Origin of the sequence: Arthrobacter sp. zg-Y916 (genome assembly GCF_020907385.1) — a bacterium.
Taxonomy (GTDB): domain Bacteria; phylum Actinomycetota; class Actinomycetes; order Actinomycetales; family Micrococcaceae; genus Arthrobacter_B; species Arthrobacter_B caoxuetaonis.
The window spans coordinates 277,238-294,154 of sequence record NZ_JAJJOD010000011.1 but is presented as its reverse complement, the minus strand read 5'-3'; the positions used below and the strand labels follow the sequence as shown (position 1 = coordinate 294,154).

Below are 16,917 nucleotides of genomic sequence, written 5' to 3'. Positions count from 1 at the left end.
GCGCCTATGGTACTGCACCTGGGAGGGTGTGGGAGAGTAGGTCACCGCCGGACAACCATTAGACCCCCCCTGGGGGTTCCGGGCTTCGGGCCCCGCACTAGGGGCGGGGCCCGACCTGTTTAACCCGCAAAGTATGGGGGCCGGGTGCGCAAAATCACCGGCACTCCCTGGGCCAGGCAACGCATGCAGGTCCACACCGGGCCACTGTTCCCCCTCCCCGTTACTCCCGTTGCGGGAGTAACCTCGCGGCGCAGCACCAGTAACCAGGGCTGGGAACCCGGTGCCCGAACACCCGGCACAGCACCGTTTCCTCCCAAGGCACCCCGGCATCATGCCTGTGGTGCCGCGGCATGGGGGCTAAGGTCCTGAGCACCCATGCCGGCGCCGTCCCCAGGGTGAAACGCTGGATCCCGGGGTGCAGGCACTGCACTGTGGGTAAAACACTGCCTCCCGGCCAAAAACACTGCGTCCCGCGGCAAACGCGCTGCATCCCGGCCAAAACACTGCACTTTGGGGAAACACTGCACTTTGGGTCCGGAAGCACTGCGCTCGGGGATTTCGCTGCACCCTGTGGCATGGTTTCACTGCGTTTCGGGACAAACCGGTCGTCCAGGGAAAATCTCGCCACGGCGCCGCGCAGCAAATTCCCCCAGCACACGATTCAGCCCAAAACGCAGCAAAACCACATCGCCGCGTCGCTGCTTCATGGTTGTCGAACCCGTCCGGCCGGCCGGCCCGCATGGTCACCTGCCCTGTCCGCCCGTCCGCCCGCCCCGGCTCTTCACCACTTGAGCCAGCAGTATCCATCCCATCCGGGGTGCGCCCAGCGGTGTTTTTGCCCATCTCGAGGCCCGAGTCGCGGGATGCTACCCAGCAACCCCACCCGGTTGAGATTCACTCAGCCGAACGGTCCAGGCCTGACACCCGACACCCTGCTGGGTGACGATACCCGGCATCCCTACTCACCACCTCGCCCCATCTCGGCCGTGGTTATGAGCGCCTAAAAAACAGGGTAAGATTTAAGAGCATCACCGCCGCAGGCACGAATCAGCTGAGAGGCTGCAGAGAGCACGCGGCGCGTGACCCAAAGATTTCCCGCGCAAGCGAGGACAAAGGGTTACGGCGGTCACAGCGTGGGGGAAACGCCCGGTCCCATTCCGAACCCGGAAGCTAAGACCCACAGCGCCGATGGTACTGCACTCGGGAGGGTGTGGGAGAGTAGGTCACCGCCGGACATACCGTGATGAGTTGGACCCGTACAGAGACGTGCGGGTCCTTCTCTGTTTAAGGCCCGGCTGCTGACCCGTGCGCTTGAACGGCCCACAATGATGCAATGACGGAGAAGAAGGATCCGTTCAGCCGGCGTCTTGATTCCGGAGCCGACCTGGACCGCACGATGTTCTTCAGCGATGCCGTATTCGCGATCGCCATGACGCTGCTGGCCGTGGACATCAAGGTGCCGGAAGTCCCTGCCGGCCAGCTCGGCCATGCGATCCTGGAGCAGCGCCCGGAGTTCTTCGCGTACGCCCTGTCCTTCGCGGTCGCCGGCGCCTATTGGCTGAGCCATCATCGGCTGTTCCGCCTGCTGAAGGGTTACACCGGAGGTTTGCAGCGGCTAAACCTGCTGCTGTTGTTCTTTGTGGCGCTGCTCGCCTATGCCACCGACATGCTGGCGCTGCACGACGACACGAGCCTCGGCGTCGTTATTTATGCTGCTGCCCTGGGACTGATCGGCTCGGTGAACACGTGGATGTGGTCTTACTGCCGCAGGCGAGGACTTTTCCGGGACGACGTCAATCCAGGACTGCTCAGGTATGCCCGGGTCCGCGCTCCCGTCACCCCGGCGGTTTTCCTCCTCTCCATTCCCATTGCACTTGTCAGCCCGTCGGCGGCGGAGCTGTCCTGGCTGTCGATCCTGGTCATCAACCTGGGTCTGCGGCTGGCAGGCCGGCGCCGCATGGGTGCCGCCGCGGGGTCGTGAGGCCGTCGTCGGCCCTCGATTCGGTAATCAGGGCGATGTCCGGTAGTCTTATATCTGCTCTTGACGAGCAAAAGCCTGGAGGATTCGCCTAGCGGCCTATGGCGCACGCCTGGAACGCGTGTTGGGTTAACGCCCTCGGGGGTTCAAATCCCCCATCCTCCGCCAGGTGAGAAATCATCACAGAAACGCCCCGGTCTTCGGACCGGGGCGTTTCTGCGTCCGGGCCCTTACCCGTTGCGCTCCGGCCGCAGTGCAAAGCGGGTGGCCGCCGCAACCGTGCCCATGCCCAGCAGGGCGGTTCCGCCCGCCAGCGCCAGGTACACCAGCGGCTGGATCGTGGGAACCGGCTGTCCGGAGACATTCAGGGCAATGCTCATCAGCGGCGGCAGCGCCAGCACCGTTCCCACTACGACGGCGGCGGCAACCATCAGCGCCGACTCCGCGCCGGTCATGCGGCGCAGCTGCGCGTTCGTGGCTCCGAGCCGGCGCAGCAGCAGCATTTCGGGGCGCCGCCGTGCGGTGGACATAACCAGTGAGTTCCCCACAGATACCGCCAGATATCCCAGCAGGATCAGCATGGCCAGGATGTTCACCCAGGACTCCGCACCGCGCTCCGCCGCACCGGCTGCGTCCAGTCCCTCCCGGTCCAGGACAGTCAGGCCCAGGCCTTCAAGTGCCGGCACCAGTTCCGCCGGATTGGCGTCCGGTGCCGTGAGCAGCAGCTGATCGTTCAGCCCGGAAGTGGTGTGGGGGAGCAGGGCCGCGTTGTCCATGGTTACGTCGCCGAATCCCAGCCCGCGTTCATAGACGGCGACGACGACGGCGGTGCCCTCAGCCCCGTCCCCGTAGCGGAACCCGAACTCATCCCCGGGCGCCAGCCCGGATTCGTGCGCAAGCGCGGTGCTTACCGCTACTGTTCCGGGTTCGGCGAGCCGGTCCAGCGACCCCTCCCGGACCCCCAGGTCCAGCGCGGCCTCCAGATTTTCAGGTGCAACACCCTGCACTCCGACGGGCTGCACCCCGTCATCCATGCCCAGGAAACGCGTTTGGGCGAGGAGCGCGGAGGCGGCCATCGGCGTCGAAGTTTCTACCCCCGGCAGTGCGGCCACCGCGTCCGCCAGCTCGGGAGAGATTCCGCCCGGAGCGCTGGCCAGGTAGCCGGCCACGACGCCGTCGCGGGACTGCCGCTGTGCTTCGGACTCCACGGTGGCTGGCATGAAGAACTGTACGGAGCCGAGCGCCAGGGCCAGAGCCAGCGGCACGATTCCCGCCGCGAGCCGCCGCGGGAATGCCTCGGCGCCGGCTCCGGCCAGGACCAGCGGCGCGGAACTGCTGCCCCGCAGGAGCGGCGCCATCAGCTTCAGCGAACCGGTCACAATCCACGGACCCAGCACGCCCGCACCGATCACGAGCAGCAGGATGCTCGACGCCGCTGCCGCCAGCCCGGCGCTGCCGGGGACCGCCGCGGGCAGCAGCGCTGCGAGGAGACCGGCAGCCAGCAGGGTCAGTCCGGTAATGATGCGCCCGCGGCCCAGCCGGCCGGATTCAGTGACGGCCTCCCGCAGCGCCGTCACGGGAGCTGCGCGGACCGTGCCGCGGGCCGAGACGAGCGAGGCACCCACAGCTGCTGCGATGCTGACCAGGACGGCGCCCACCGCCGGCAGCGGGCTGAACGCGAGCTGGAACCCCTCCGGAATCACTCCGGCGGCGGTGAACTGGCCACCGAGGAAACCTGCCAGCCAGAATCCGGGAAGAGCTCCCAGCACGGCGGCGGCGCTGGAGACCAGCAGGACTTCGCGAACCAGCAGGCCCAGCGTCTGGTTGGCTCCGGCCCCCACTGCCCGCAGCATCGCGAACTCGCGGCGGCGGGACAGGATGGAGAGCGAGAGGGTTCCGGCAGTCACAAAGACCGCGGTCATCATGGCGACTCCGGCCAGGGACCCGCTCAGGAGCAGCAGCATGGACCGCGCCCCGGCTCCGCCGAGGTTCTCCACATCACCGCGCCGGTCGCCGGTGTAACTGACGACGCCGGATACCCCGGCTTCGATGTCCGCGGCCAGCTTCTCCGGGCTGACACCCGGTTCGGCCAGGACACCGACCGTGGCCACGGAATCGCCGTGCGGCCAGAGGACTGCCGCGCCGGCGGTGCTCAGGAAGACGGCCGGCCCGGAATTGTCTCCTTCCGCCGGCTCCACGGTGCCGGACACGGTGTACTCGGAGGGGATGCCGCCGTGGCTGAGCACGATGCTGCTGCCCGGCTCCGTGTTGAAGGAGGCATCCACCGCCACCTCATCAGACGCCTGCGGGGGCTCACCGGCTGTGAGGTCATAGGGTGCCAGGGCTGCCGAGTCCCAGGCCGCGGCGGCAACGGGGTTCCCGTCGGCGGTGGCCAGCGGAATCTCCACGCTGCCGACGGCGCTCTGGACACCGGGCACGGCTTCGATCTCCTCCACTGTCCCGGCGGGCAGCAGGACCCGTTCGGCAAAGACGGCCGGAAGGTCCTCCGGAACCGGAATGGACTGGGGAGCGCCCACTACGATGTCAGCCGCCTGCAGGCGCTGCGGGGAGGTGCCTCCGCGCAGTCCGGATTCAATGAGCACGCCCATAGCGGTGATCAGTGCAGCGCAGAGGAACACGGCGATGAACACACCGGTGAACCCGCCGCGGTGGTGCCGGATGGACGCTTTGGCGAGGCTGAGCATGTTAGTTCCCTCCCAGGCAGGCCATGCGGTCGGTGACGTCGCGGGCCGAGGCGCCGCTCATGCTGCCGTCAATGCGTCCGTCGGCCAGGAAAACGACTGTGTCCGCGTAGCTGGCCGCCACCGGATCGTGGGTCACCATCACCACGGTTTGGTTAAGTACCGAGACCGTGTGCCGCAGCAGTTCCAGGACCTGGCGGGCAGTGCCGGAATCCAGGGCCCCGGTAGGCTCATCCGCGAAGACCACGTCCGGGCGCGTGATGAGGGCCCGGGCAATGGCCGCGCGCTGCTGCTGCCCGCCGGAGAGTTCCTGCGGCTTCCGGTTGCCCAGTCCGGTCAGCCCGACGGCGTCGAGCACGTACTCGAGCCAGGCCCCGTCCGTTCCGCGTCCGGCGAGCAGCAGCGGCAGGGTGACGTTGGCCGTCACTGAGAGCTGCGGCAGCAGGTTGTAGGACTGGAAGACGAAGCCCACATGGTCCCGCCGGAAGCGGGTGAGTGCCTTGCCTCCCAGCCGGGAAATTTCGGTGCCTCCCAGCCGCACCTGGCCGTCGTCGGGCCCGTCCAAGCCCGCTGCGCATTGCAGCAGCGTGCTTTTGCCGGACCCGGACGGGCCCATCACCGCGGTGAAGGTGCCTGCCGGCACGGCCAGGGACACCTCGCGGAGGGCTGCGACGGTGGTAGTCCCGGTGCGGTAGCTCTTGGAAACGCCGGTCAGCTCCAGGGCTGCCGGACCTGGGAATTCGGAAGAGTCTGTGTACATGGTTTGTGTCCTTTGAACGGTGGCGGGGAACTGGTTTCAACGCTACGCAGCGCACGAATCGGTTCCGATACAGCCAGCAGCCCAGTTCATGGTGTAGCTGGCTATACCGACAGACCCGGGGCGCTCCGGCATAATCGAGGAAATGAGATGGCCAACCCGAGCCGGCCTGCGGGCCCGCACCGCTGACGCTGCCTTCCTGCTGCGCGAGGCCGCCTACTGGCTGGCATCCTTGGCAGCTCTGGTGGCGGGACTGGTGCTGCTGCCCTTCCTGTCCCTGGGCATCGGGCTCTACGCCCTGCCCGGCGCACTGAGGATCCTGAACTTCCTGGCAGCACATGCGCAGGAGCGCTCTGCCGGCTTTGCCGGGGCTGTGATTCCCTTTGACCGCCGCCGCCTCAGCGGGCGGTATTCCTTTGGCGAACTGGCGTCGCTGGTGACGGCTCCGGAAACCAAGCGGGACCTGTCCTGGCTGCTCTTCCATGCTGCGTTTGCCCTGCTGGCCGGTGCCGTGGCCCTCGCCCTCCCGGCCGGCGCGGCGCTGTATCTGCTGGTTTCTCCGCTGTGGATGCTGTTTCCGCCCGAGTCGCCGCTGGAACTGACCGTCACCATCACCAGCTGGCCGGAAGCGTTCCTGGGCATGCTGCTCGGCGTCGCCTATGCGGTCCTGGCCTGGTTCCTGCTGCCGTGGATGGCGCGGCGGCTCAGTGAGGGAACACTCGCGATCCTTTCCCCGCGCCGTTATGACGAGCTCTCCCGAAGGATCCAGGACCTCTCCACAGCCCGGGCCAGCGCGCTTGCCGCACACGCCGCCGAGCTGCGCCGGATCGAGAGGGAACTGCACGACGGCGCGCAGAACCGTTTGGTGGGTGTGGTCATGATGCTGGGGCTGGCCCAGCGGGCCGCGGAGACCGACCCGGCCGCCGCGCTGCCGTTCCTGGCCCGGGCGCAGGACGCCGCCTCTGAAGCGCTGACCGGACTCCGTGCAGCTGTGCATGACATCTATCCCCCGGTGCTGGATGAGCTGGGGCTGGGCGGTGCTGCCTCGGCCCTGACCAGCCGCTCGCCCATTCCCTGCAGCCTGGACGTCGGGGGATTGCAGCGCGCCCCTGCTGCTGTTGAATCCGCCGCCTACTTTGTCCTGGCCGAAGCGTTGACCAATGCTGCCAAGCATTCCGGTGCGTCCCGGATCGAGGTGGTGCTGCGCACCGAATCGACGCCGCGGGAGGACGTGCTGGTGGTTGAAGTGACTGACGACGGGCGCGGCGGGGCGGAAGCTTCCTCCGCGGACGCCGCTTTCGCGGAGTTCGCACCGGCACCGGGGAGCCCTGCTGTCCCGCCGGCGTCGGCCGCTGACGCAGCCGCCGACACCGAAACCTTCGCAGCCGCCGGAACCGCCGTCGCTACCAACACTGTCGCTACCGAAACTGTCACAACCCCCGCCGGGGCCGCACGTGCCGCCGGGGGCGGCTCGGGGACCGGCCTGACCGGAATAGCCCGGCGCGCAGCCGCCTTTGGCGGCAGGCTGGTGCTCACCAGCCCCGCAGGGGGCCCAACCAACCTGAGAGTGGAGCTGCCGTGCGCGTTCTGATTGCCGAAGATGATGCCCTGCTGCGGGCGGGGCTTGAACTGCTCCTCAAGGGCGAGGGGTTCGAGGTGGCAGGATCCTGGGACAACGCGGATGATCTCTTGGCCGTGTTCGAGCCGGGTATTGCCGACGCCGCGCTGCTCGACGTCCGGATGCCGCCCACCTTCACCAATGAAGGCCTGAAAGCTGCGCTGGAACTGAGGGCACGGGTCCCGGATTTCCCGGTGCTGGTGCTGTCCGCGTATGTGGAGGACCGCTACGCCAGCCGGCTCCTGGGTTCCGGCGCCCAGGGTGTGGGCTACCTGCTCAAGGAACGGGTGGGGAAGGTCGGTGACTTCGTCGACGCGCTGCAGCGGGTCGCGGCCGGCGGGACCGTAATGGACCCCGAGGTCATTGCCCAGCTCTTCAGCCGCCGCGGAACCCGGGATCCGATCCGCTCGCTCACGCCGCGCGAGTTCGAGGTCCTGGGGCTGGTCGCCGAGGGTCTGGGGAATACTGCGATTGCGCAGGCCATTTCCGTGTCGGAGACGGCTGTCAGCAAGCACATTGGCAACATCTTCGCGAAGCTGGGGCTCTCGCCGTTGGACAGTGGACACCGCCGCGTCCTCGCCACCCTGGCGTACCTGCGCTCCTAACCCTGCGCCAACCCCACCTTGCAGGGGGAAAGAGAGGGACGGGTCAGGCCGGAACAGGCCGGAAAAGCCGCTCAGCCAGCAGCACCGCACGCCGCTCCAGCACGGCCGGATCGTCCGGGACCAGCGAGGACGCGATCTCGTATTCGTAACCGTCGAAGAAGGCCAGGAAGATGGCCACCAGGTCGTCCACCGACTCCGGGCCGACGCCGAGTGACCCGTCCGCGGCACCGCGCTGCACTGCGGCACGGACGTGCGTGTCCCAGAGCTCGTACACGCTGTCCAGCCGCCCGCGCAGTTCGGGGTGCCTGCGGACCAGGCTGGACATTTCCAGCCAGAGCAGCCCGCGGCCGTGCAGGCTCGGCATGCCGCAGACGACGCCGATCATCCCCCGCAGCTCCATCCACGGGCTGAGGCGGGCCGGGTCCAGGGCGGCGAAGTGCTCCACGAGCTCACCGCTGGCGTAGCCAAGGGCTTCGCCCAGAAGCTGCTCCCGGGTTCCGAAGTAGTGCTGGAGAACGCCGATCGAGACGCCCGCAGATTCGCTCACATCACGGAGGCGGGTCGCTTCGTAGCCGTGCCTGGAGATGCTCTCCAGCGTCGCTTCGAGAATTACACGCCTCTTGGCCTCTTGGTTGCGGGCCACCCGCTGCTCCGTCCCGGGGCAGGATCCGGCGCCCGCCCCTGTCCAACTCTAGTTACCGGTCAGCTGTACATGACGTAGACCTTGGACAGCGCTTCCGTGACGTTCCAGGTGCCGCTCCAGCCCTGCGGGAAGACCGCCAGGTCGCCCGGGCCAACTTCCTTGGGCTCTTCGCCGTCGCGCTGGACGGTCATACGGCCGCTGAGCACGTAGATGACCTCGCCGCCGTCGGAAAAGTTCCACCGGGAGAGGCCGACGGCGGTTTCCCAGGTGCCGGCGTGGATGCTCTCATCCTCGGTGGAGAACAGGTTGTAGGTCTTGGTCTCGATGTCCGCGCCCAGCGGGTCGGCCAGCGGCAGAGCGAGCGGCTCCACTGTCTTCTCGGACTCTTCAACTTCGGCGATGGTGCGGACAACGGCCATGGATGCTCCTCAGTAGTCACAAACCAATATTTCGATATTGGTTTGTTCACGGTACTGACGTGCACCGCCTCATCCCAACTTCGTTACGCTCCGGTTCTCCCTCCACAGGCTGCCAAGCCGCAGGCGGATAGAGGTTCCCAGTCCACACACCCTTGACGCAGCAAACCGGCGGGATAACGATTTACGGATCAAGGGGACGTGGGCAGCTGGCGGAGACACCGGCGTCGAACATCCCCGCCCGGTTCGCGCGCTGTGCGGGAGCCGCAGCCTGAATCGAGACGCCGGCGCCGGGCTCACGGTGCGGAAGGTTGCACGTGGAACAGCGGCCGCAGCACGAAGGCAAGATCGCCCTGATCACCGGAGCGTCCCGCGGGATCGGCCGGCGGGTGGCGGAGCGGCTGGCCGCGCAGGGCGCCCAGGTGGTGGTTGGCTACCGGAAGAACGCGGACCTGGCCAAGGACACTGTCGCGGAACTGCAGCGCCTCGGCGGCGGCGGACTGGCGGTGCAGGCGGACATCGAGAATCCCGAGGACATCGTCCGGCTGTTCGACGCCGCTGCCGCGGAATACGGACGGCTGGACTACTACGTGAACAACGCCGCCGCAGCCGCCTTCAAGAAGGTGGTCGACCTGAAGACCCACCACCTGGACCGGGCTTACGCCGTGAACGTGCGGCCCTTTGTGCTCGGGTCCCAGGAGGCAGTGAAACTGATGGACGACGGCGGCAGGATTGTGGCGCTGAGCAGTTACGGCAGCGTCCGCGCCTTCCCCACCTACGCGGCGCTGGGTTCCTACAAGGCCGCCGTCGAGTCCTTTGTCCGCTTTATGGCGGTGGAGTTCGCCGGTTACGGGATCAACGTGAACGCGGTGAACGGCGGGCTGATCGACTCCGACTCGCTCGAGTACTTCTACACCATGGACGGCATGGCGCCCATGGACAGCGTGATCTCCCGCATTCCCAAGCAGCGGCCCGGCACCGTGGATGAGATGGCTGCCACCGTCGATTTCCTGCTCTCCCCGGGCGCGGAGTACATCACCGGGCAGTCCCTGGCGGTCGACGGCGGCCTCTCCGTCATCGCCCCGCCGTTCTTCAGCGACACCACCGACCCCGTAGCGCTTCCCCAACGGCCGCGGCGGCCGCAGGGGAACTGAGAAAGGACACCTGGATGCAGTACGACGCCGGACGGTTCAAGGACTACTTCGAGCACCAGATGACCTATGGTGCAGGGTTCCGGCGCAACGTCGCCCGGTACGGCAGCGCCGTCGCCATGATTGATCCGCCCACCGGCCGGCAGTGGACCTACGCAGAACTCGGCGCCGACGTCGAAGCCTGCGCCAAAATGCTGGCCGACCGTGGGGTGGGCCGCGGGGACCGGGTGATGTACCAGCTGTTCAACGGACCCGAGTTCGCGCTGCTGTACCTGGCGACGCACCGGCTCGGCGCGATCAGCGTGCCGGTCAACTTCCGGCTGGCTCCGGGGGAAACGTCGCACATCCTCCGCGACAGCCAGCCCTCGGTCTTCATCGTCGACGCCGACTGTGCCGCCGCAGCGGCCCGGGCGCTGGAGATCGCGGAGATGAGCCCGCTGGTGCTCGTCGCCGGAACGCCCGACGGCGGACTGCCGGGCGGCTGGGAAGACTTCGGGACGGCGCTGGAACAGGCGCGGCTGGAACTGGCCGCCGCGGAAAGCGGGGATCCGGCGTCGTCTGTCCTGCCCCCGCTGCCGGCGGATTATTCGACCTATGAGGAGAGCACCCGGCTGTACACCTCGGGCACTACGGGCATGCCGAAGGGCGTGGCGCTGCCGTCGATCGCGGAATTGATGAGCGCCCACGACGTGATCATGCACTTCCCGCTGACCCCGTATGACCGGACGCTGAACATGACCCCGTGGTTCCACCGCGGCGGCCTGCATTCGGGCGGACCGAACCCGTCCTTCTACATCGGCGCCGGGGTGGTACCGCTGCGCAGTTTCCATCCGGCCACGGTGCTGGACTGGGTGGGGGAGTACGGACTGACGTTCCTGATCGGCGCGCCCACCACGCTGGAGCTGATCGCCGAGGAGCAGGAGAAGCGGCCGCGGGACATCAGCACGCTCAAGGGCATCGTGACCATGGGGGCGCCGCTGGACCGGGCGGCGGCGCTGCGGTACCAGGAGCTGCTCACGCCGCGGATCTTCAACGGGTACGGCACCACGGAGGCGTTCTGGAACACGTTCCTGCGCCCTGAGGACCTGCCGGAACGGGCGGGCACTGCGGGGCGTGCGTGCACGGATGACGACGTCGCCGTCGTCAAGGTCTTCCCGGACCGCCGCGCCCGCCCGGATGAGCTGGCGGCGCAGGACGGCACCGAGGCCGGGGAAATGATCATGCGCTCGCCGAAGGCCGGGTACAGCTACGTGAACCTGCCCGGCGCGGATGAGGAGAAGTTTGTGGATGGATGGCTGTATCCGGGGGACATGGCCACCTGGGATGCGGACGGCTTCGTCACGATCCTGGGGCGCAAGGACGACATGATCATTTCCGGCGGCGAGAACATCCACCCGGTGCAGGTGGAAGGCGTGCTGGCGGAACATCCCGAGGTGCTGGATTCGGTGGTGGTCAGCGTGCCTGATCCGCAGTGGGGGCAACGGGTGGTGGCGTACGTGGTGCCGCGCAGCGAGGCGGCGACGGCGGATGCCCTGGATGAATTCTGCCTCGCCCATCCCGGACTGGCGGATTTCAAACGGCCGCGCGCCTACCGGTTCGTGGACTCCGTGCCGCTGACCGCCACCGGAAAGAAGATGCACTTCAAACTGGCTGAGACGGCGGTGGAGGACCTGGGTGCCGGGAACCTGGTGGTGCCGGGCGCGGCTGTGAACACCGAGTGAGGGACGGCATGGACACTCAGCGGGTGGTCATCACCGGGATGGGGGCGCAGACTCCGCTCGGCGGTTCCTGGCCGCTGACGTGGGAAGCCCTGAAGGAGGGTAAATCCGGGGTGGACCGGATCACCGCATTCGACGCTTCGGACTTCCCGACCCGGATCGCCGCCGAGGTTAAGGGCTTCGATCCGGCTGCCTGGCTGCCGGTCAAGCGGATCAACCGGTCCTCGCGCGCTTCTCAGCTGGCTGTCGTCGCGGCACGGGAGGCGGCGGCCGACGCCGGACTGGGCGAGTCGCTGGAGGACGTCGACGCCGCCGTGATCATCAACAGCGCCGTGTCGGGTTATCCGGAAATCCAGGACGCCACCCGGCTCTTCGACGCGGAGGGCATCCGGCCGGTCAGTCCCAGCTTCGTTGCATCCTCGCTGACCAATATGCCCGCGTGCGAAGTGGCGATCGACCTCTCCGTGCACGGTCCGGTGAACGCCAGTGCGCTCGCGTGCGCCAGTGGAACGCACGCCCTGCTGGAGGCGCGCCGGCTGCTGCTGGCGGGGGACGCCGACGTCGTTATTGCCGGCGGGACCGACGCCGCGATCACCCCGGTGATGTTCGCGGGTTTGACCACCATGCGCGGACTGTCGCGGAACAACGACGTGCCGCAGGAGGCCAGCCGCCCGTTCGACGCCGACCGGGACGGTTTTGTCTTCGGCGAAGGCGCCGTGGCGTGCATGATGGAGACGCTGGCGCACGCGCGGGCCCGCGGTGCAACGGTGTATGCGGAGGTGTTGGGCGGGGCGATGACGTCGGACGCGTTCCACATAGTGGCACCGGAGCCAAGCGGAAAGTACGCGGCGGAGGCGATTTCGCGGACGCTTGCGCAGGCGCGGCTGGACCCCGCGGACGTGGATCTTGTCTGCGCGCACGGCACGTCGACCAAGGCGAACGACCGGACGGAGACGCTCGCACTGCATACGGTGTTCGGCGAGCATGCCGGATCCCTGGCGGTGACAGCGCCGAAGTCGATGACCGGGCACCTGATCGGGGCGGCGGGCACGCTGGCGTCGCTGCTGTGCGCCATGTCGATTGGCGAGGGGGTCATTCCGCCGACCATCAACTATGCGACGCCGGATCCCGAGTGCGACCTGGACTATGTGCCGAACACCGCCCGGGAACAGGACGTGCGGTATGCCGTGACGAACGCGTTCGGGTTCGGCGGGCAGAACTGTGTGGTCGCGTTCGGTCGGGTGTAGCTGGTCCGCCCGTAGCTGGTCCGCCTGCGGACGTTACTTCGACAGTGCCTCGTCCAGCGGTTCCTGGATCTCGCTGTAGTCACCGGTTTCCAGCTGCAGCGTCTGGCCGTCGAGATAGAGCGTAGGGGTGCCCTTGACCTGGAGGTCCTGGGCATCCTTGAGGTCCCGGGCAACGCGGTCCTTGATGGTGTCCGAGTTGTAGTCGGCCATGAACTGGTCCATGTCCAGGCCGAGCTCTTCGGCATAGCCCGCGAAGATCTCGTCCACGTTGGAGGCGGACTTCCAGTCCTGCTGGTGCTCGAAGACCTTGGCGGCCATCTGCTCCAGGGCACCCTGCTCCGCGGCGGCTTCGACCGCGCGGGCGGAGGGCTCGGCGTTCTGGTGCTTGGGCAGCGGGTAGTTCCGCACCACGATCCGGACCTGGTCGCCGTAGTCGTCCTTGGCCTGCTCGATCAGCGTGTCCATCTTCGCGCAGTACGGGCACTGGTAATCGGTGAAGAGGACGAGGGTGGCCTTCGGGTCAGCCGGGTCGGTGATCGTCCGGGCGTCTGCGGGGATCAGCTTGTCCATCTGGTCCGCCGGCAGGGACGCTTCCGCGGAGGCGCTGACTGATGTTTCCGGTGCAGGGGACTCAGACGAGGTCCCGCAGGACACCACGCCGCCGCTCACCAGCAGCCCAGCGATGATCAGTGAGGGTACAGCCTTGCGCATGGTTCCTTTCCTGTATGGGGGGAGGCGCGCAGCGGCGCGCGCCAATACGGGTAGGGAGGTTGCTGCTCTTTTAATGGTTCCACCGGGCCCGGTGGAACTGGAAGAGTTTTGTGACGCAGTTCACGCGATTTCCTGAGGGGCCGGCCAGCGGGCCGGCCCGTGGGCCGGCCCGGGGTTGCCGGGGTGCCCGGCCCGGGGTCCGGCGTTCGGCGTGGGGGCCGGCTGCCAGCGGTCAAACCTTTGGGGAGTTAATGCCCTGTCGAGGCCCTGCCGTTCAACCTTCGGGGAGTAACCGTCCTTTGGGTGCCCTGCAAGCAGCGTTATCTCCCCGAAGTTTCAGGCGGGAAGCTGCTAGGGGGCGTTATCTCCCCAAAGGTTTCTGGGTCAGGGATCAGGCCGGCCTGCGTTCCTCAGTTTCCTGGCCCAGCCTCGCGATGCGCTCGCGGGCAGAGCGCTCCGACGGACCCATGTTGCCCAGCCCGAAGCGGATGACCCGCAGCACCAGTTTCACGGGGCCGTGCACCGGCAGCTTGAACGGACCCAGATGCGGGTCGCGGAGACCGAGCAGTTCCCGGTGCCGCGGTTCCAGGGACGCGACGGCGCCGGCGAACAGAACGCGGTAGCCAATCAGCTGGTTCTTCGGCAGGGGCGGACGGCGGAGGAAGCCGACGACTTCCTGCACCGTGGGGCTGGAACGCAGCTCGGGGTCGAAGGCTGCCATCTGCTTCCGCAGTCCGGCGAGATCGCGGGGCGGGTTATCGATCCGCATGAGCTCACCGGCGGTGGCCCACTCGGCTACGTACGCATCCGGGCCGCCGGGAATGGGCCCGCCGAACTCCATGTGCGAAGTCAGGAACGCATCCGTGAACGCCAGGTGGACCCAGCGGGCGAGCTCGGGATCGTTCGCCGAGTAGGGCCGCAGCGTTCCGGAAGCATCCTCATAGGTGCCCTGCACCCGTTCATGCAGCCGCAGCACCCATTCCGAGGCGCTGCGTGCCGCCGTCGTATCCCCGTAGGTGACGGTGAAGATCCAGCGGATGGTGCCCGCCAGCCTGCCCAGCGGGTCCTCCTTGTAGTTGGAGAAGTCGCGGACGCCGGCCATCGCGCCCGGGTGCAGTGCCTGCAGCAGCAGGGCTCGGATACCGGCGATGATCGTGGTCATCGAGCCGTGCACCGCCCACACCGCGGAGCCTGGCCCGTAGTAGCCGCGGTCGTTCCCGTTGGCGAGTTCCAGTTCCCATTCCGGGATGGTCTCGGAGTTGTTGCTGAATGTGCCGACGAGCTGGCGGCGCCAGGATTCAAGAAGCTTGCCCATCGCCCCAGTATGGTCCCGCCGGCTGGGAGGAGTCAGGGTGACCGGCGCCCCGGGCGGGCTAGAAGGGTGGGAGGACGTCCACGTCCATGGGGGCGCAGGCATCGACCAGCCAGCTGAAACCGGCAGGACTATCGAGGGCGAGCTGGCTCACTGTGGACAAATCTTGTTCGGAAGCCCTGTCCCCGAAGACCACAGCGGCCTGGTTGCCGTTGAGATGGTGGCTCATCCAGAGGGCACCGTCCAGGCCTCCCGCATGAGCGGCGGCTGCCCACTTGCGTGTCTGGGGGTAGTTCGCAGGCGGCGTGTCAATCAGCTGGTTGGCCTGGAGGCCGAACCTTCGCAGTCCCTCACTGTGGAACAGGGCGAACGTTAGCTCCCGTTCAACCGCCACCTCGGAGATGATCCTGCCGCGGTAGGCAGCTGCCGGCAGCCGGGTGGGTGAACCCGCGGGGGTGTAACGCAGCAGGGTTTCGCACAGGGCAGTTTCCGGAGTCTGAGCGAAGTACAGGACGGGCACGGCTGGAGTACCGAAGAAGTTGAACCGTCCCGCACCCCTGGGACCGGGATTGGCTTCCCCTGCTCGAAATGCAGCGCCGTGGCATCGAAAGAGGCGCGTTCCGGCGGGAAGGGGAACTGTGAGGGGAGAGAACTCGTCCGGCGGATCAGGCGTTTTGGTCACGGTGCCTCGAAAGCATCCGCCGCCGCAGCCAGCACGAGTTCCACGTCATTAAGGTGATCCACCGGCCGGGTTCCTCCCGGGAAATACGTGTTGGGGTTCGTCAGCCAGGCCAAGAGGTCTACATCCTCCCAGCCATTCTTCCGGGCCAGGCGGATCAGAGCAGGTATGACCGAGCGGATCTGGCCGCCGGTTTCGGTGAATTGGAACGCGGGGATACGGTCGGAGTTGCCGCGGCGGTAGGTGATGATCTGGCCGTTGTTTTTGAGGTCTCCGGCCATGGAACGGTTGGTGCCTTTGGCTCCGCGCAGCTGCGCAACCTCCTGGCGGCTGTAGGTGCCGAACTCGGTTTCGATGTCCCGCAGCCAGTTCTCCCTGGCCTGAAGACTGCGGGCCAGCTGAGGTGAGACCTGTGTCTGGGCCGTTTCCATTGCCGGCGCCAGGTTCCGGCGGGCGACCCACTGCATCACAACGTGGTTGAGTTCGTCCGCGGGAATCGCCGAATCGGCCAGCACGGCAGCGACTTCCGGTTCCAGATGCCCCCGCACCCGGACGGGTACGGTTTCTATTTCCTGTTCATGGGACACGCTCATGGCTGCTCCTAACGACCCTTACACGTCAGGGTAACGTCAAATTCGTAAGAGCGTTAGGGGCCGACGCCGGTGAATGACGCTGACGGGTGCGTCGCAGGTGGCCCCGGCCCGGTATGACCGAGCTGCAACGCCATCCTGTGTCGCAATAACGCTGGTTAGACCCTCCTTGCAGAATCTGCTGCTGCAATAAAGTCCTTCTGGGTCGTTCAAAGCGACGTTAGCGCAGCAGAAGATTTCCAGAATCCTCCAGAGCGACGTTATTACAGCAGAGGATGAACACGCCGGGCAGGGCGTGGCGCTGCGGGTGACGTGCGCGGCACGGTGCAGTGGGCACGGCGGTATGCGGGCACCCCGCAACGATCACGTTTAGGGTGGGGGCCATGACGTCAGGCACGGCAGCTGGATATGAGACCTTCGCCGCAGTGGAAGCCCGTGGCGTGTCACCGCTCTACGAGGAGTGGGCGGCTGCAGAAGGCCGGCTGGTCCTGTCTCAGGGCGGTGTTCCCCAGGCGTTCACCGGGCCGCACGGCCAGGGCTACGAAGCGCTCTGACTTTGCACGGCATCCGTCACCGGTACAGTGGCTGGCATTGCGAATTCGATACCGAGAAGCTGACCAATGAGTGAGGTGCACGTGCACGATCCGAAAAGAAGTGAATCGAAGTGGCGCGGACACAACGTTGCCATCGCGCTGTTCACCGTTACTGGAATAGTCCTTCTATGGCTCCTGTCGGAGGGAAAAATCAACCAGGGAATTGCCCTTTGGGGGATTCCTGCCTGCTTCCTGGC

15 protein-coding genes, 1 tRNA gene and 1 rRNA gene are annotated in these 16,917 nt (G+C 67.0%); 9 read left to right on the top strand and 8 right to left on the bottom strand.

The genetic code is table 11. The annotated features are described in order from the left end of the window. Nucleotides 1-1,118 precede the first annotated feature (1,118 nt). The 3 genes from rrf to LOC59_RS16545 all read left to right on the top strand — a co-directional run bounded on the left by rrf (nt 1,119) and on the right by LOC59_RS16545 (nt 2,146). Nucleotides 1,119-1,235 (top strand): 5S ribosomal RNA (gene rrf / locus LOC59_RS16555). A 98-nt stretch (nt 1,236-1,333) separates the two neighbouring features. Further along, a complete protein-coding gene (locus LOC59_RS16550) occupies nt 1,334-1,981 on the top strand; it encodes a TMEM175 family protein (RefSeq protein ID WP_227896351.1) in 648 nt (215 codons plus the stop codon). A gap of 77 nt (nt 1,982-2,058) precedes the next feature. Then, nucleotides 2,059-2,146 (top strand) — tRNA-Ser (locus LOC59_RS16545). A 62-nt stretch (nt 2,147-2,208) separates the two neighbouring features. Here LOC59_RS16545 and LOC59_RS16540 read toward each other — a convergent pair. Both LOC59_RS16540 and LOC59_RS16535 read right to left on the bottom strand, forming a co-directional pair. Next, complete coding sequence (locus tag LOC59_RS16540) at nt 2,209-4,683, bottom strand: ABC transporter permease (RefSeq protein WP_229973221.1); 2,475 nt, start codon at nt 4,681-4,683, stop codon at nt 2,209-2,211. Nucleotide 4,684: 1 nt separating this feature from the next. Further along, the gene (locus tag LOC59_RS16535; protein WP_229973219.1) at nt 4,685-5,440 is read right to left on the bottom strand and encodes an ABC transporter ATP-binding protein; all 756 of its coding nucleotides are present in this window, start codon (nt 5,438-5,440) and stop codon (nt 4,685-4,687) included. Between the two features lie 142 nt (nt 5,441-5,582). Between LOC59_RS16535 and LOC59_RS16530 the strand changes: the two genes are divergently transcribed. Beyond that, nucleotides 5,583-7,028, top strand: a complete 1,446-nt coding sequence (locus tag LOC59_RS16530; RefSeq protein ID WP_229973217.1) for a sensor histidine kinase — start codon at nt 5,583-5,585, stop codon at nt 7,026-7,028. Further along, nucleotides 7,016-7,660, top strand: coding sequence for a response regulator (locus LOC59_RS16525; RefSeq protein WP_227896347.1), 645 nt, complete (start codon nt 7,016-7,018; stop codon nt 7,658-7,660). The genes LOC59_RS16530 and LOC59_RS16525 overlap by 13 nt, the downstream gene beginning before the upstream one ends. Nucleotides 7,661-7,703: 43 nt before the next feature. Here LOC59_RS16525 and LOC59_RS16520 read toward each other — a convergent pair whose 3' ends face one another. Continuing rightward, on the bottom strand, nt 7,704-8,303 hold the full coding sequence (locus tag LOC59_RS16520) for a TetR/AcrR family transcriptional regulator (protein WP_229973215.1): 600 nt from the start codon (nt 8,301-8,303) through the stop codon (nt 7,704-7,706). A gap of 59 nt (nt 8,304-8,362) precedes the next feature. Then, the gene (locus tag LOC59_RS16515) at nt 8,363-8,722 is read right to left on the bottom strand and encodes a cupin domain-containing protein (protein WP_229973207.1); all 360 of its coding nucleotides are present in this window, start codon (nt 8,720-8,722) and stop codon (nt 8,363-8,365) included. A gap of 314 nt (nt 8,723-9,036) precedes the next feature. Between LOC59_RS16515 and LOC59_RS16510 the strand changes: the two genes are divergently transcribed. From LOC59_RS16510 to LOC59_RS16500, 3 genes are read left to right on the top strand one after another with little or no spacing between them, the layout of a single operon-like run. Further along, the gene (locus LOC59_RS16510) at nt 9,037-9,873 is read left to right on the top strand and encodes an SDR family oxidoreductase (RefSeq protein ID WP_227896344.1); all 837 of its coding nucleotides are present in this window, start codon (nt 9,037-9,039) and stop codon (nt 9,871-9,873) included. A 14-nt stretch (nt 9,874-9,887) separates the two neighbouring features. After that, on the top strand, nt 9,888-11,591 hold the full coding sequence (locus LOC59_RS16505; RefSeq protein WP_229973205.1) for a class I adenylate-forming enzyme family protein: 1,704 nt from the start codon (nt 9,888-9,890) through the stop codon (nt 11,589-11,591). A gap of 8 nt (nt 11,592-11,599) precedes the next feature. After that, on the top strand, nt 11,600-12,835 hold the full coding sequence (locus LOC59_RS16500; RefSeq protein WP_229973203.1) for a beta-ketoacyl-[acyl-carrier-protein] synthase family protein: 1,236 nt from the start codon (nt 11,600-11,602) through the stop codon (nt 12,833-12,835). A 33-nt stretch (nt 12,836-12,868) separates the two neighbouring features. Here LOC59_RS16500 and LOC59_RS16495 read toward each other — a convergent pair whose 3' ends face one another. The 4 genes from LOC59_RS16495 to LOC59_RS16480 form a co-directional block, all read right to left on the bottom strand. Further along, nucleotides 12,869-13,546, bottom strand: a complete 678-nt coding sequence (locus LOC59_RS16495) for a DsbA family protein (RefSeq protein ID WP_229973201.1) — start codon at nt 13,544-13,546, stop codon at nt 12,869-12,871. 391 nt (nt 13,547-13,937) lie between these two features. Then, entirely contained in the window at nt 13,938-14,861 is a 924-nt protein-coding gene (locus LOC59_RS16490; protein ID WP_229973199.1) for an oxygenase MpaB family protein, read from the bottom strand. Nucleotides 14,862-14,919: 58 nt separating this feature from the next. Then, complete coding sequence (locus tag LOC59_RS16485) at nt 14,920-15,540, bottom strand: RES family NAD+ phosphorylase (RefSeq protein WP_229973197.1); 621 nt, start codon at nt 15,538-15,540, stop codon at nt 14,920-14,922. Next, nucleotides 15,537-16,130: a hypothetical protein gene (locus LOC59_RS16480; RefSeq protein WP_229973195.1), complete on the bottom strand. Its 594-nt coding sequence runs from the start codon at nt 16,128-16,130 to the stop codon at nt 15,537-15,539. Before LOC59_RS16480 ends, LOC59_RS16485 begins: the two co-directional genes overlap by 4 nt. Nucleotides 16,131-16,510: 380 nt before the next feature. Between LOC59_RS16480 and LOC59_RS16475 the strand changes: the two genes are divergently transcribed. Further along, nucleotides 16,511-16,681 (top strand): hypothetical protein, encoded by a 171-nt coding sequence (locus tag LOC59_RS16475; RefSeq protein ID WP_229973193.1) that lies wholly within the window; start codon nt 16,511-16,513, stop codon nt 16,679-16,681. The last annotated feature ends 236 nt before the right edge of the window (nt 16,682-16,917 follow it).